Here is a 15,025-nt window from a genome sequence, read left to right as displayed (position 1 = left end):
GCGCCGTAGGCCCGAGGTTCAGGCGACGACGGCGTTCAGCGGGGGTCGGCGACGACCTCGGCCTTGAAGCCTGCCGGGTTCTCCAGCCAGCCGGCGTAGTGCAGTGGGCCGCCGGCGTGGGGTAGCGGTCCTGGTACAGCGGGGTCCAGCCGTGGGCGGGGGCATCGGCCATGATCGCGTCGACCGCCGTCGTGGGGCCGGCATGGAACGCGAGGTGGTTCAGCCCGGCGTTCGTGCGGTCATGGACCGGGTTCGTCATCGTCGGCGACGTCGTGAAGGTCAGGTACGCCCCGCCCGCGGACCACGATTGTCCCGAGGGCCACTCCTGCTCGAGGTGGAAGCCGACTCGGGTCAGCAACCAGCCCCACTGCGCGGCAGCAGGGTCGAGGTCGGCGACCCACAGCTCGACATGATGGAGACCCGGCACACGTCGATCTTCCCAGGCCGAGCGGCGCCCGCAGGTCCGGTCACGTCAACGGCAGTGCCGCGCGCGTGAAGGCGCGTGCCTGCTGTCCCAGAGGCGCCGGGTCTCGTAGGAGGCCTGGATCGCGGCCTGTTCGACGGCCGCGACGGCCCGTTCGAGCTCGTCCAGTGTCGGGGCGCTGACCGCGATGAGGCCGACGGCGCGCAGGAGTCCGTGGCCGGCGGTGAGGTCGGCTTCTTGCTGGAGGACATCGGTGTATTCGGCGGTCTGGGTGGCGTCGTCGATCTGTCCGATGCGGGCTCGCTGGGCGGCGTCGGAGATGTACTCGGTCTTCTTGCGGCGTAGGTCGCGGGCGGCGACGTCGGCGCGCACGGGGTGAACGTGATGGCGAGGGTGCGACGCACGCCGGGGGCGAGGACGAGCGGGGCGAGGAAGCGGTAGACGAGGGAGCGCGGCCATTCGGAGATCCACAGGACCGCGTGGAAGGTGGAGTCGGAGCGCAGGTGTCCCCAGGTCTCGGTGACGGCGACGGGTCCGGCGGTGGCGAGGTCGCGCCCGATGGTGCCGTGGCGTTCGAGGGCCGCGCCGACCGGGGGGTCATAGGCGGTGCGGATGGTCAGGGCGAGGTCGCCTGGGTCGAGCATGGCCGACGGTGCCAGGTCTGCTGCCCGGAGTGCCGCGCTGAGCGTGGTGACCTCTTGGCGCAGGACGGTGGCGGCGCCGCGGAGCCCGCCGCCTGCGGCGGGGTCTGTACGGTCTTCGGCTCTGGCGCACTTTCGGTGGTCGGGCTCTCGCCTTCCACCAGATTCTGCCGACTGTTCGTCCGTCTGAACGTGATCCCGCGTCTGAAACTGCTCGCCAACGCCGTCGAGCACCAGCCAACGGTGGGAGACCACCGGAAGTGCATCAGAGCCGAAGACCGTACAGACCCAACATCGAGGCTCATATGTAGCCGATCTTGTCAAGAGAGCGCGGCCGGGCGCCGTCAGGCCGTGGTTGTCTGGCGGCGCCCGGTGCTGGTCTTCGTCGGCGTGGTGATGGTGAGCGTGTCGTTGGCGACGCGCGGTCACTCTCATATGCGCGGGTTGGGTACCGCAGGGCGGTTCTTCGGCTGGAGCGTCGTCGCAGGTCTAGATGTCGAGCGTGGCCGAGAAGCCACCAGGGGCCTCTCGGGTACTCATAGCCTCGGCGCGAGTCGCTCCACGCGCTGCCACCATCTCCTGGGGTCGGCGAAGACGTTTGTCGGTTGGCCCGCTCACTCCTCGAGCGTGGCCAGGGACCAGCACCAGCCGGCGAGCTCGCGGGCCACGCCCACGCAGGCTACGGTGCTGCGCTTCTTGCGGTCGGCGAACGTCACCCATCGCTGGTGCAGGCGCCGGTTGCCCGCGTCGGCGCGGGCACGCACCGCGGGAGAGGCCTGCTCCCACCGCTTGAGCATGTGCGCCGAGATCGCGTACCGGGTGCGGTGGTGCCAGGCGGCCTCGACCAGGAGGCGACGCACGTGCGCGTTGCCCGTCTTGGTGATCTCGCCCTGGGATCGGCTGGCGCCCGAGGAGTACTCGGTCGGGACCAGCCCGAGGAACGCGCCAATGGTGCGGCCGGAGAACCGGTGCCAGTCACCGATCTCGACGGCCAGCGCGAACCCGGTCAGGGTCGCGATCCCGCGCAGGGCGCACAACCTGTTGGTGACGGCGGTGTACTCGCCGTCACCCGCCATGGCGACGATCTCCTTGTCCAGCACGTCACGGCGCGCCTCGATCAGCTTCACCGTGTCGTAGTAGGCGTCGAAGGTGCTCGCCGCAGCCCGCTGGTCGAACCGCTGCCGGCGCAGCCAGTAGTCGTGGTCCTGGGTCCATGCCCTCCCGCCGCTGTAGACGATCCCGTGGCGCAGCAGCATCTTCGAGAGCCGGTGCCGGGCCCGCATCAGGTCTGCGCGCACGTCCTCGCGCGCACGCACCAGATCCCGGGCCGCCTCCCGCTCCACCGTCGGGACCTCGACCGCGGTGACCTCGCCCAGACGCAGCAGCTTCGCCAGGTGCAGCGCGTCACGCGCGTCCGTCTTGACCCGATCCCCGGCCGGACGCTGCAGCTTCGAGGGCGCCGCGACCACGCACTCGATCCCCGCGCCGGTCAGCGCACGGTAGAGGCCGAATCCCGTCGGTCCAGCCTCGTACGTCACCGCCACCGGGCCCGGGAGCCCGGCCAGCCATGTGACAACGTCCGCATACGCAGGAGTCAGCCGCCGCGAGAGAACCTCGCCGGTCTGCCCGTCGATCGCGGCCGCGACGACCGACCGCGCGTGCACGTCCAGCCCGACGCTTGTACGTTCCTTGAACACCGGGGCCTCCCGCAACTGTCGGATAGGCCGAGCACGGAACCACCGCTCGGTAACCCACGAGGATTTGCGGCGAGGCCCCGGCCCGCAACCGCACCACCAAATCCGCTGCGGTCACTGCATACGGTCTAGCGTCGCAGTTGACGGTCCATTTCCCTCCAGACGTCGTCGTGGCCGAGGTAGCGGTTGCCGGAGTGGAATCGACCTCCGTTCCGCACCTGGATGTCTGTGATCGGCCCGTACCCAGCCTCCGAGAGGCCCCCGTACTTCGCAATGTGGTCGAATCCGTCGTAGACGTTGATCCACGGGAAGGCGCGGGACAGAATCGACCACCCTCGAACGCCGGACAATGGGTTTGCCCTGACCTTGCGGAGGTTAAGGGGAGATCCGGAGGTGACGAGGAGTGCGGGCGCCGCACGAGCCGGGAGGTGAGCGGCGAGCTCGAAGGCGATCACCGAACCGAGCGAGTGCCCCCACAGGATGAAGGGAACCGGCGGCAACTGGCACGCAATCGCGGCTAGAGTCGTCGATCTCCGACGTTTGTCATCGATGTAATCCCAGACCTCTTGCAAGCCGCCCATATCCACTCCCGCTCGCTTCAACGCGCCAGCGCCGAGATCGACCACGTCTGGTGGCGCCGCCGCTCTAGCGCTGGCGCCCTTGAGTCGATCCCCTTGAGCGCGCGTTGGACAGCACGTGCAGCTTCGATCAGAGGAGCCCGGCAGCAGTCGAGTCCGAGGGCGTTGCGATGGTGCCCGACGCAACTCGACCGCCGCCGTTTGAGGCGCGCCCGTCACGTACTCGGGAATCTCGACGGTTCGCACGGTTCGCCCCAGACTAGAGTTCAGCAGTGCCGCCTGGATGCTCGCACGGTGCTTATCCCGCTTGCTTTCTCGCTCGCTCGACGCGGCGTCGCGCCATCCCGCACCATGGATGAAGACGATCGCGGCCGGTCGCCGCGTACCGCGATCGTTCCACCAAGCTGCGTCGTGCTTCACCGCTTCTTGGCCTTCGGCATCTTCGACCTGAGGATTGCCTCAACTAGCGGTGAAAGCATGTCGAGGACGTTGCTGATCTTCGACGGATCGAGTTTGCCAGTCGCGAGGCCCTTGCAGATTTGTATCCAGGCCTCACCGGCAGCTTCCGTCCAGATGGTCGCGACCGCGAGGTTCACCACACTTCCCGGTCCGGGAATCAGCTTCACGAGGCTCTGAGCCGCAGCCCGGCCGGTCAACTGCAGGCTGAGTTGAACGAGGCCACTCATCCCAAGCATGCCGACGAGCGAGAGGCCGTAGAGGTTTGCGAGTTTGCCCATCATCCCCAGTTGGATGGGCGCAAGGATTGTCGCGGACGCAACCGGAATCGGAGTTGCCGCAACCGCGCCCGCCGACGCGGCCGCGGCGGCAACTATCGCGCGGGCCTGTCGATCCTTCGCCGCAAGATCGACTCGCTGTGCCGCTTCGAGAGCTTCACGAAAGGCATCTGGTGCGACCTCGCGTGTCTCGTCCAGGAGTTCCCGCAGGCCCTTGACGGGGGCCTTACCCGCACGCACTACCATGACGCGGTGATGGATCAAAGATCCGAAGTAGTCGCTAAGCAGACGCGCGAATGCATGGGCATCATCAAGTTCGTTGTCTTCTACCTTCGCGACGATGCCGATCGTCACGATGCCCTGCGCCGCAAGGGCTTCTACCACTCGCTTGTGGGAGTCTTCGAAGCGCGGCAGCGCCCAGCAGAACCAGGCTAGGTGGACGCGGTCTTCCTCTGGTCCTTTCTGCAGTTTCTTGAGTTCTTTCGTCATGTACTCGACGGGGTCGCGCTTCTTCCCGTGTTCGAATCCGGGGAAGTCATAGATGCGAAGGGTGCCGCTCTCGTTGTCGTACGGGCTCACCTCAGTAGTGACGGGCTTCCCCAACCCGACTGGGCAAAGATCCTTCTGGAACATGGCGTTCACGAGTGTTGACTTGCCGACTCCAGTGTTCCCAAGCACGGCGATGTTCAAGCGCCCGTAGTCCTCAGAAGCGTCGTGGAAGCCAGCAGCGAAGGCGTCCTGTGCGTCGTCTTCGATGAACTGTGACGTCGTCGTCTGCTCTGTCATGGCCCAAGTGTTCATTCGGCGCGCAGGTGGCGCCCATGCCTGGCACTGAGTGCTCCGCGCTGTCGGGGCTTCGCCGGACGGAAGGCACGCAGCAGACCCCTGCAGAGAGACGACGGACCTGCGGCGGAATCGCGCGCGGGGTTTGCGGATTCAACGCGATGAGTGGGTGAGGCCTGCGTTGGGCGGGCTCGTCCCGCATCGGAAGGCAGACATGACTTCCCACCCGAACGTTCCTCGACACCGGGTCGGGTCTCGCGGGAGCGATCCGCTCACCCAGTTGGCTGGCCTCCTCGCCGTCGGCCGACCGGCGGCGAACAAGAACGAGGACGGTCCGAACGGGCTCGAGCGTCTTGAGCATCGTGCGCGGTCGACGCGCGCGGCATGGAGGCTGCGGGGGTACGGGGCCATCTACCCGCGTCTCGCCCTGCGTGACCGATGCCGACGTCGCGCAGTCGATCGGGGAGATGCGACGACGAGTGTTGTGCGGCCGACCACGTGGCGCAGCAAGCAAGCAACGAGCGCGAGGGCGGTCGCGTGACTATGAGCGGGCGGCCCGTGACGAAACATGATCTGACCGTTGCTGTCAGAGTCCCAAGCGTGGATCACACGCGCTGACCGTCGCGGGGTTCAGGCTGGCGAGGCTGAGGTCCGCAGGATCGATGGGTTCGAGCGCGGGCGAGGGATCGACCTGGCTGCCGGCTACTGTGAGCAAGGCTTCGGGATCGGGCACGGACTCGCCGATGGCTTGGGCGCCGATCACGGGCGCCGGTCGGCCGTCGGCGTCGTCGATCTCGAGAGGGTGACGGCGACGGTTGAACGGTTGGACCGGGTGGTCCTTCTCGCGGAGATCCAGATCGGCGACACGGCCCACCCGCGCGGGGTGGCCCGTGTCGGACTTCGTTCAGCGGATCCCGCAAGCGAACCCGACCTTCTTGCCGAGACTGGCTCCGCGCGTCTATGTCGCGCCATGTGGAAGCAAGTCCGATGCCACGGGTCCGGCCGGGCGGTACCGCACGCACTATCGTCTCCCGCGTCCCAGTCGATGGTGAGTGAGGTGGACCCAGGTGATCGAGACGAGAGATCACGAGCACGTTGGCGGCAGGCCTGAGCCGCGTCGCATTGACTCCTGGCAGACCGCGGAAGTCAACGCGCGCGACTGGATGCGTTGGTGGGGGTTTGCTGATGCGGATGTGACCGGATCTGGAACGGACAGTGGCATCGACATCCGGTCTGCCGCTGCGATCGCCCAGGTCAAGCGAGAAGCCATCGACGTTGGTCGGCCAGTGCTCCAAGCGCTCGTCGGAGCGAGGATGGCGGAGGATCATCTCGAGCTCCTGTTCTTTGCCGCCAGCGGGTACACGGCTCAAGCGGTCGAGTACGCCGACGCGATGGCGATTGCGTTGTTCACCTATGAGCCGGATGGCACGATGGCGCCGGTCAACGGTGCCGCGTTCGCCCTGGTCTCAAGCGGACGCGATGGATCCGCATTGACCGCTGCGAAGCCCGCTGGCGCGGACCGGAACCCGTTCGGCCCCAATACCGGCGAGGTGATTCGGTATCTGGCAGATCTGAAGAGTCTCACCGTGACTCAGTGGACCGATGTTCTCGCGGCGGCTTTGGTGTCGACTGCCCCAGACCCTGATCACGAGAAGGCAGAGAAACTTCTGGCGCGGGGTGTCGACCGACTGAAGTACGACGAGTTGACGTTCCTCAAGAATTGGTCCGAGAACAGTCGAGGCAATGGGCTTCAAGGGTTGGTGTCGGCCTTGACCGCGGCGTACAACGCCAGCGCCATCGAGGGTGCCCGCGTTAAGGAGGTTCAGAGCACTTCGATGCGTGAGGGCGCGCGAGCCGTCGACTTCGACAAGTCGGCACTCGGGCTGGACGCTGCTGCAGGCTTCATCGGCGGCGAGGACATGCGACAGGATGCCGTTGGTGCAGCCGTGAGTGTCGCGAGGAGCGTTGCCGGGGCTTTGTCGATCGAGGCCGTGAACGGTGTGCTTGATCAGTTCACCTTGTCGTCGGCGGGTGACGTGGAACGGATGCGTGCGTCTCTCGCACGGACAATCGCAGAGGCGACGGGATGGGCTGCCCGTGCGCTCGTGGTCCAAGACCGTCTCGACGACAAGGTGTTTGACCGGCTCGTCGAGCCCATGAGGAGCGCCGGAATCGCGCTCTGAAGCGCGACATAAGGGGAGTGAGGCGGCCGTAGGCCCTCGGTGCCGTGAACTCCGGGCCAGCAGCCAACTCGGAGGATCCAGCGTCGAAACGAGCATGCGGGAACTCGGGATGCGTGAGGACCGCGCCCAATGCGACCGCGCTGCGGCCCAGCCTGCAACTGCGCACGGGCCGCATGGAGGTCCCGAACTGACCCGTCGGGGATGCCAGGGCAACGAGCTGGCGGTCACGTGAGGGAACGTCCGGCCGTCACGGGCATGGGATGGGGTGCCACGTCTTTCCGCCAGGTGCGTACGCGCGGCAGCCGGTGTAGTTCTTCATGTCGCCCGAGTAGTCCGGCGATCCTGTGTCAGGAGAGCCCTTGGAGCTACTGCCGCTTCCGGATGACGCTTTGGGCTTCGCCGCACCCTGGCTGCTGGAGCCTCGTTCTGAAGCGCGCCGCTCGGCGTCCTGACGTTGCTCCGCAGCCCTGCGTGCCTCTTCTGCCTTGCGTGCTTCCTCGGCCAACCGTGCCTCCTCGGCCAGTCGGGCTTCCTCCGCCTTCCGTGCTTCCTCGGCGAGTCGGGCTTCCTCCGCGGCGCGACGGGCCTCTTCGGCGAGGCGTTCAGACTCCACCTTTACCGCGGACCGAGCCTCGTCCGCCCGGGCCTCGAGGTCGGCTCGGAGGTCGCGTATGCGGTCGCGCATCCGGCTTCTGTCGATCGCCGACAGGATGGCCACGGACGGGTCGTTCAGATGTGTCCGGTAGTCGACGTCCGCCGCGCGGGACACCAGGAGCCCGACGGCCGCGCTATAGCCGCTCAGCGCAGCCAACGTGGCGCCGTCTGCGGGCTCGGAGAGTGCGCTGGCTGCTGCCTCAATGTCCTTGATCTGGGTGAGCGGAGCGCAATCCGTCGTCGTGTCGAAGAGACCACGCTGAGCGATACGGGCCTCTTCCAGCGCTTGCGCCACGGGAGGGTAGAAGCGGTCGTTGTCGCCGACGACGACAGCTTCTGCGAGCCCAGCGCGTGCGAGTTCGGCGTTGATCATCGAGTCACCGATGAACACGGCGGCCAGCTCCCGGCCGTACCGGTCTGTCGTCTCGACGTCGCGTTCGAGCCTGACGGTGGTGCCGCTCGGTAGGCGTTCCTTCATCCATGCCGAAGCCTCAGGACCGAGACACTCGACGTCCCGCGCGGGGTCGACCGTCTCGGGCGCATCGACATTGAGTAGCCGCACCCTGAAGGGCTTGCCGCCAATCAGCACGTCGATCGTGTCGCCATCGACGACCCGTTGAACCGTCGCTGTCTCGGGCCGGGTGTTCGCGATGACCATGGCGGCGCCCGCACCAGTTGCAATGACCGCCGAGACAGCAACGACTACGGCCGGACGGATGCTCGACTGGAATGCTGCCCTCAGCATGACTCTGCCCTCCGTGCTGACGTCGAGGCGGAGTGTCCTGCGGTGGCAACTGCCGTGGTCGGCACGATTGCCGCCGTGGGACGCGGGCTCCCGTTGCGCATCGTCACCTGCCTTCTCGTCTGTGATGGACAGGATGGAGGACGAGGTTCGGTTCGTTGGCGGCGTGGCACGCAGAGACCTGTCCCACACCCGAGCCTGCATCGATGCCCGGGATGCTGACATCACCACTGCGCCGCTGGCCTCTAGGCTGTGTCTCCTCACTGCGTAGCCAGACGAGGATGGCGGTGAGGACGACGGCGGCGCGGTAGATCGTGGCGTGCTTGTCATAGCGGGTCGCGTGTGCTCGCCACTGCGTGAACTTGGCGAAGGATCGCTCGACGACGTTGCGTCCCTTGTAGGCGATCGTGTCGAGGCCGACCGGGCGCCCGCCGCGGGCTCCGCGGCGCCAGACCCCGTCCGCGGCCTGACCGGTCGTGACCACGACCGCGAGGGGTCGGCCGCGCCCGCCGGTCGCGTGGTGGACCTTGGTCGTCAGCCCGCCTCGCGACCTCCCGGCCGCGTGACCTGCAGGCTCAGGTGTCTGGAAGGCGCTGCGCCGCTGGTTCGTGTAGATCGACACCGCCCCCGTGTCCTTCTCGGGGCGCGTCGTGTTCGTCGCGTGCTGGTGCGCCCGGTTGATCGTGGAGTCGACCGACACGTCCCAGTCGACCTCGCCGGCCGCGTCGGCCTCCGCGATCGGCGCGGCCAAGATCTTGTCCCAGGTCCCGTCCTGCGTGAACCGGTAGTGCCGCTTCCACACCGAACGGGTCCCGCGGGAGATCCCGCCACGGGATCCCGGTCCGGTACCGGTAGATGATGCCCTCGACTATCAACCGGTGATCGGCGAACGGGCGCCCGCCCTTCGCGCCCGCCGCGGGCATGAACGAGCAGATCCGCTCCCACTCGGCGTCCGACAAGACCGCAGTACGACTCACGGCACGCGGTCTGCCCCGCGCACCCACCCTGCGGGGAGGAGACACGGCCTGGACCTCATGTCGGTCACCCGTCGCCGCCGGTGACCCAGGTTTCAGCTGCGGCGAGCCGGCGCTTGATCGCTTCGCCGCCGATGGACTCGATCTGGTCGCGCGGCCCGACGAGGACGAGCAGTGAGCGGGCGCGGGACATGCCGGTGTACAGCATCGATCTGGCCCGCTCGGTCTCTTGGAATCCGTTGATGGCCAGGACGACGACGGAGCGTTCGAGCCCCTTGAAGTTGAGGACGTGCCCGTAGAACACGCCGGTGCCGTCGAAGTAGTCGTCCCAGTACTCGTCGTAGCCGACGAGATCGATGGTGTTGCGCTGTTCGACGTGGCGGCGGCCTGTGGTGATCAGTGCGATCTTGCTCTCGTCCCAGCCTTCGTCGATGAGGGTGTCGACCATGTCGTCGGCGACGTCGACGGCGTCGTCGTACGGCACGTCGAGGATGCGTACGGGCAGGCCGGCTCTGCCGCGGGCGTGCACGTCCCAGGTCGAGAGGGCGCCGAAGGTCTGGGCGATCTGTTTGGTGGAGCGGAGGTTCTCCGTGAGGGTGAATGGTTCGAGGGTGATGGGGGCGTCGCCGACGCGGGCGAAGACTGTCTGGTCGTCGTCGCCGAAGACGAACAGCCCGCCGTGTTCACGGTCGCGGAGGGATTGCACGAGTGCGGGCCACCAGATCTCGCCGAAGTCCTGGGCTTCGTCGACGACGATCGAGTCGAACCGTTGCGCGGTCGGCGTGTCGGCGGCGATCCGCCCCAGCGCCTCGGGCAGGTCCGTCTCGTAGTAGGCCGCGCGGACCTCCAGGGGGGCGTCGTCCGACGGCGGTGGCGGCGCGCCCCACTCGATGGCGAGGTTGTGGAACAGCCCGACGTACGCGGGCCGCTCGGCGGGCTTCCAACCTCCCGTGACGCGTTGGAGGTGGCGGCCGAGCCCCCGTGAGTAGCACAGCAGCGCGACGCGTTCGCCGGCCTTGGCGCGACGCCGGGCCTGCTCGAGCGCGAGGACCGTCTTGCCGGAGCCTGCAGCGCCCAGGACCCGCATCCGCTGCTGGCGGGAGAGCAGGTCGAGGTAGTGCGCCTGGTCCTCGGTCAAGGCGTCCATGATGCGCTCGTGCGCCTCGGCCGCCGCGATCGATGCGCTGTGCGGCTGGAGTCGTGCGGCGACGCGCTCCGCCAGATCGAGCAGACTGCCGACGTCGAGGCGGAGCGTGCCCTTGCCGTGTCGGCGGATCGCGGCCTCCACCTGCGCGGCCACGGCCCCAGGGGAGTCGAGGTCGGTCTGGTCGATCACCATCGCCCGGGGCAGGTCGATGGCTTCCCAGGAGCGGGGGACACGCACGAAGGGCAGAGCGACCATGTGGACGAACTGCGCGTGGCCGGCGGCCGAACCGTGCCCTACGAGGTAGGTCGAGAGCGCGTGGCGGGCCCGCTGTGCCTGGCCGACGGGGTCGATCCGGTGCCGTCCTTGTGCGTCGGCCTGCCACCACCCGTCGCCGTCGCGCGTGATGAGTCCGCCCTTGACCTCGATGACGGCGATCCCGAACCCCGGCCACGCGACGAGCAGGTCGATCTCACGCTCGTCGGCGTCGTCCTGGATCCGCACCCCGTGAAAGAGCGCCGCGTCATCGGGGAGCTGCTCCCGCAGTGCCTCCCACACGAGGCGCTCGGCTCCCGAGTCGTCGGGCCACAGCGGATCGCTCGGGAAAAGGTGCGGCACCGGACCTTCCTACCACCCGCGGGGTCGGCGTGGGTGATCCGGGCTCTGCGCGAACGCCGGGCCTCGGCAGATGCTGTCAGGGGCGGCCTGCGCTCTGCAAGCGGCACTTCTCCCATCCCGGACGGGCGCGCGGCGTGGGGCGCCGATCTCGCGCGTCAGGGTGGGGGTCTGCCTCGCGGCGTCCGGCTCGCCCGCTACTGCCTACGCGCGCATGGCGACCTGGGGTCCGTGCCCGGGGGCGACCGACCCCTGGAGGATCAGCGCGGCGCCACCGATCGCGGCCGAGTCGCGCGGGTTGCTCGACAGGTCGACGGCGACGGGGTGCAGGCGGCGGGCGAAGGCCCGGTCCGCGAGGCGTTCGCGGATCTCGCGGACGTAGATCGACCCGGCGACGGCGAACCCGGGGCCGGCGAGCACGAGCGTGTCGAGGTCCCAGAGGTTGGCGAGCGTCACCGCCGCGTCGGCGAGCCAGCGTGCCGACTCCTCGATGAGCGCGCTCGCGTCGGCGTCGCCGTAGACCGCCGCGCGGGCGAGGGTGTCGAAGGCGTGGCCGTAGCCGTCCTCGGCGGCGATCTCGAGCCTCTCGGCGAGGCCGGGCGTGGCGCGCGCGCGGTCGACGAGCACCGAGGGGGAGGCGTACCTCTCGAGGCAGCCACGGTTCCCGCAGACGCACGGTGCGCCGTCGCGCACGACGGTGTTGTGCCCGATCTCGCCGGAGTTCGAGCTCGCACCACGGTGCAGCGCTCCGTCGAGGACGACGCCGGACCCGATGCCCGCCCCGAGGTACAGGCAGCCAAACGTGCGGTCCCGCGAGACCTGCCGTCCCCAGAACTCGCCGATGGCGGCCGCCGTGGCGTCGTTGTCGACCAGCGCGGGGATAGCGAGCGCGCGCGAGAGGGCGGCTCCGAGGTCGAAGCCCGCCTGCTCGCCGTGCTCGCCGGGACCGAGCAGCCGCCCGCGGGCGACGTCGACGGGGCCGGGGCCGACGACGGTCAGGCCCGCGATCGTGTGGGGGTCGAGGTCGAGTCCTTGTGTGAGGCTGCGGTACAGGCCGATGAGCGTGTCGGCGAGAACGCTCGGGTCGTGGTCGGCCGGCCGGGCGACGAGCTCGTGCCCGACGGTGCCGCCGCGAGCGTTGGTCGCGACGGCGGTGATCGTGTCGGGTCCGAGGTGCATCCCGACGCCGAACAGTGCCTGCGAGTTGATGACGAGCAGCGCGCGGGGCTTGCCGCCGGTCGCCACCGTCTCGCCGGTCTCCCGGACGACGCCGTCGGCGATGAGGCGGCGCACGATGTTGGAGATGGTCGGCTGGGTCAGCCCGGTCTGCTCGACGAGCTCGACACGGCTGATCGGACCCGCGGATCGGATGAGGTCGACGACGAGCGCGCGGCTTCCGGGCCCCGCTGCTGCGGCTTCCCTGCGCGCCACGTTCCCACCCTCTCGCTGGTCGGTCTTCCGTGGCGTCATTATGGACGACCAGGAGTGACGCCGAGGGCAAGGAGAGCAGATGGCGACGACGTCGACGCGGAGCCTGGTGCGGGGGAAGCCGGTCGGGCTGGCGCTGGTCCGTGATGCCGAGGTCCTGGGCGCGGAGCCGTTCTTCCACGAGCTGATCGCCGGGATGGAACGCGTCCTGGTGCCGCAAGGGGTGTCGGTGCGGATGCAGGTCGTGGCGTCCGTCGCCGAGTCCGCGCAGCGGATCCGGCGGTGGAGCGCGGGCCGCCAGGTTCAGGGTGTCGTGCTGATCGACCTGGTTCCGGGGGACGAGCGCGTCGGGCTGGTGACGAGCCTGGGCCTGCCGGCGGTCGTCATCGGTGACCCGCGGACGGCCGACGGCCTGCCCTGCGTGTGGACCCAGGACGACGTCGCGATGCGGGACGTCGTCGGGTCGCTGGCGCGGTACGGGCACACGCACATCGGTCACGTCACGGGTCCGACGCAGATGGCCCACACGATCATCCGGCGCCAGACGTTCGTCGAGGCCGCACACGAGCTCGGCCTGCGCACGTCGAGCTTCGACGGCGACTACTCGGAGGCGTCCGGCGTGCGGGCCGTCTCGGCGCTCGCCGGGCAGCCGGACCGCCCGACCGCCCTCGTCTTCGACAACGACGTCATGGCCCTCGGCGCGCTCCAGGAGGCTGCCCGCCTCGGCCTGCGCGTCCCGGACCAGCTCTCGCTGGTCGCCTGGGACGACTCGGCGCTGTGCCAGCTCGCCGACCCTCCGCTGAGTGCGGTGAGCCACGACGTGCAGGCCCTGGGCGAGGTCGCGGGGCGGGCGCTCGCGGACGTCCTGCGCGGCGATCCGCCGCGGGTCATCAAGGCGGCACCGGCGCTGCTTGTCGCGCGGCAGTCGCTCGACGGCGCCCGTTGATCGGTATTACTTCGATTAGTAATGAATGTTTTGACGCGAGTGCTGTGCGTGCTGCACCATGAGGCAACGAGCTCGTCGAAGAGCTCGGTGCCGGATTGGACGAAGGAGCCCCATGCACCACCGCATCTCCCAGCGTGCGCGCGCCGCCACGGCCGCCATCGCCATCGCCACGCTCGCCCTGACGGCGTGCTCGACGTCGACGGGCTCCGGCTCGGACGACGCATCTGACGGCGGTTCGATCGACGTCGTCACCCGGTGGGCCTCGGGCAGCCCCGAGGCCGCCGTCCAGAAGCGGGTGTTCGACGCGTTCACCGCGGAGACCGGAATCAAGCTCAACGTGACCGAGGGCCTGGAGAACATCGACGACCAGGTGGAGACCGCGGTCGCCGCGGGCAAGTCGCCCGACCTGGTCATCGTCAACCTCTTCGACAAGACGCTCGGATGGCTCGACGCCGGCGTGACCGTCGCGGCCGACCAGTACGTCGAGGACTGGGGGCTGGCGGACACGCTCAAGCCCGACGCGCTCAAGGCGTGGCGCGTGGGCGGCACCGACGACGGCGAGCTGCAGGGGCTGCCGTTCTCCGGGTTCAGCTGGCCGGTCTGGTACAATACGGACCTGCTCACGTCGGCCGGCGTCGACGAGATCCCGCAGACGACCGACGACCTGATCGCCGCCGCCGCCAAGCTGCGGTCCGCGGGGATCGGGCCGCTCGTCGTCGGGGGCAGCGACTGGACCGGGCAGAAGCTCTTCTACCAGATCGCCCAGTCGTTCACCGACGCCGCCGCGATGAAGACCGTCATGCAGAAGGGCGGCTACTGCTCGACCGACTCGGTGATGCAAGGCATCGAGCTGTTCACCGAGTTGCGTGACGGCGGCGTGTTCGTCGACAACGCGGCCGGGCTCAACTCCGACGACATGTACGCCCAGTACTACTCGCAGAAGGCGGCCATCATGTCGGCGGGGTCGTGGGCCTACGCCGGAGCCGTCGACGCGGGCACGGGCGTCGAGAAGGTCACGACCCTGGGTGGGTTCCCGCTGCCCGGCGGTGCCGCGTTCGACAAGCCCACGGCCTTCCAGGACTTCACCGGCGTCGGCTTCATGATCACCAAGGAAGGCGCGCAGCCCGGGCACATCGAGAAGGTCCGGCAGCTGATCGAGGCGCTCTACACCGAGGCCAACGTCGGCGACTTCGTCCAGACCACGAGCCTGCTGCCGTCCGTCACCGGTGACTTCACCGCGTTCGCCGCCAACCCGCTGCTCGCGCAGTCGCTCAAGCTCGACCAGAGCGTGAGCATCGCGGTGCTGCCCGACGTGTGGATCGGCTCGGCCTCCGACCCGATCATCCAGGTGCTCACCAGCGCCTACGGCTCGTCATCGGCCCAGCAGATCTGCCAGGGCCTCGACGACGCGACCGCCTCCGCGTCCTGACCCCGCCGTCGGTGGGGGCCGTCTCGGCGGCCCCCACCACCCCGCACCCAGGGACA

General features: G+C 68.8%; 10 protein-coding genes and 3 pseudogenes. 3 read left to right on the top strand and 10 right to left on the bottom strand.

Translation table 11 applies throughout. The features are described from left to right. Window positions 1-35 precede the first annotated feature (35 nt). From ET495_RS05470 to ET495_RS05445, 6 genes and pseudogenes are all read right to left on the bottom strand, one after another. A pseudogene (locus ET495_RS05470) lies at window positions 36-427 on the bottom strand (VOC family protein). A 40-nt stretch (window positions 428-467) separates the two neighbouring features. After that, a pseudogene (locus ET495_RS05465) lies at window positions 468-1,170 on the bottom strand (SCO6880 family protein); the annotation flags it as partial. A 509-nt stretch (window positions 1,171-1,679) separates the two neighbouring features. After that, the gene (locus ET495_RS05460; protein WP_129203275.1) at window positions 1,680-2,762 is read right to left on the bottom strand and encodes an IS110 family RNA-guided transposase; all 1,083 of its coding nucleotides are present in this window, start codon (window positions 2,760-2,762) and stop codon (window positions 1,680-1,682) included. Window positions 2,763-2,887: 125 nt separating this feature from the next. Beyond that, the gene (locus tag ET495_RS05455; RefSeq protein WP_211340919.1) at window positions 2,888-3,385 is read right to left on the bottom strand and encodes a thioesterase domain-containing protein; all 498 of its coding nucleotides are present in this window, start codon (window positions 3,383-3,385) and stop codon (window positions 2,888-2,890) included. A gap of 368 nt (window positions 3,386-3,753) precedes the next feature. Beyond that, complete coding sequence (locus tag ET495_RS05450; protein ID WP_162616374.1) at window positions 3,754-4,857, bottom strand: YcjF family protein; 1,104 nt, start codon at window positions 4,855-4,857, stop codon at window positions 3,754-3,756. Between the two features lie 583 nt (window positions 4,858-5,440). Continuing rightward, window positions 5,441-5,728, bottom strand: coding sequence for a hypothetical protein (locus ET495_RS05445; protein WP_129203271.1), 288 nt, complete (start codon window positions 5,726-5,728; stop codon window positions 5,441-5,443). Window positions 5,729-5,921: 193 nt separating this feature from the next. Between ET495_RS05445 and ET495_RS05440 the strand changes: the two genes are divergently transcribed. Further along, a complete protein-coding gene (locus ET495_RS05440; RefSeq protein WP_129203269.1) occupies window positions 5,922-7,037 on the top strand; it encodes a restriction endonuclease in 1,116 nt (371 codons plus the stop codon). 247 nt (window positions 7,038-7,284) lie between these two features. On the opposite strand, the gene ET495_RS05435 is transcribed toward ET495_RS05440, so the two are convergent. The 4 genes and pseudogenes from ET495_RS05435 to ET495_RS05420 form a co-directional block, all read right to left on the bottom strand. Further along, window positions 7,285-8,436 carry a thermonuclease family protein gene (locus ET495_RS05435; protein WP_162616373.1) on the bottom strand — a complete coding sequence of 384 codons (1,152 nt, stop codon included), beginning with the start codon at window positions 8,434-8,436 and terminating at the stop codon, window positions 7,285-7,287. Window positions 8,437-8,704: 268 nt separating this feature from the next. After that, window positions 8,705-9,410: pseudogene (locus tag ET495_RS05430) on the bottom strand (IS5 family transposase); the annotation flags it as partial. A 64-nt stretch (window positions 9,411-9,474) separates the two neighbouring features. Continuing rightward, a complete protein-coding gene (locus ET495_RS05425) occupies window positions 9,475-11,169 on the bottom strand; it encodes an NERD domain-containing protein (protein WP_129203265.1) in 1,695 nt (564 codons plus the stop codon). A gap of 201 nt (window positions 11,170-11,370) precedes the next feature. Then, window positions 11,371-12,597: an ROK family transcriptional regulator gene (locus ET495_RS05420; RefSeq protein ID WP_211340918.1), complete on the bottom strand. Its 1,227-nt coding sequence runs from the start codon at window positions 12,595-12,597 to the stop codon at window positions 11,371-11,373. Between the two features lie 79 nt (window positions 12,598-12,676). On the opposite strand from ET495_RS05420, the gene ET495_RS05415 reads away from it, so the two are divergent. Together ET495_RS05415 and ET495_RS05410 are read left to right on the top strand one after the other, a co-directional pair. Continuing rightward, window positions 12,677-13,540 carry a LacI family DNA-binding transcriptional regulator gene (locus ET495_RS05415; RefSeq protein ID WP_129203261.1) on the top strand — a complete coding sequence of 288 codons (864 nt, stop codon included), beginning with the start codon at window positions 12,677-12,679 and terminating at the stop codon, window positions 13,538-13,540. A 112-nt stretch (window positions 13,541-13,652) separates the two neighbouring features. Continuing rightward, the gene (locus tag ET495_RS05410; RefSeq protein ID WP_129203259.1) at window positions 13,653-14,969 is read left to right on the top strand and encodes an ABC transporter substrate-binding protein; all 1,317 of its coding nucleotides are present in this window, start codon (window positions 13,653-13,655) and stop codon (window positions 14,967-14,969) included. The last annotated feature ends 56 nt before the right edge of the window (window positions 14,970-15,025 follow it).

It is taken from the genome of Xylanimonas allomyrinae (assembly GCF_004135345.1).
Lineage (GTDB): Bacteria > Actinomycetota > Actinomycetes > Actinomycetales > Cellulomonadaceae > Xylanimonas > Xylanimonas allomyrinae.
The sequence above is the reverse complement of the archived record's forward strand: the minus strand, read 5'-3'. Positions and strand labels throughout refer to the sequence as shown.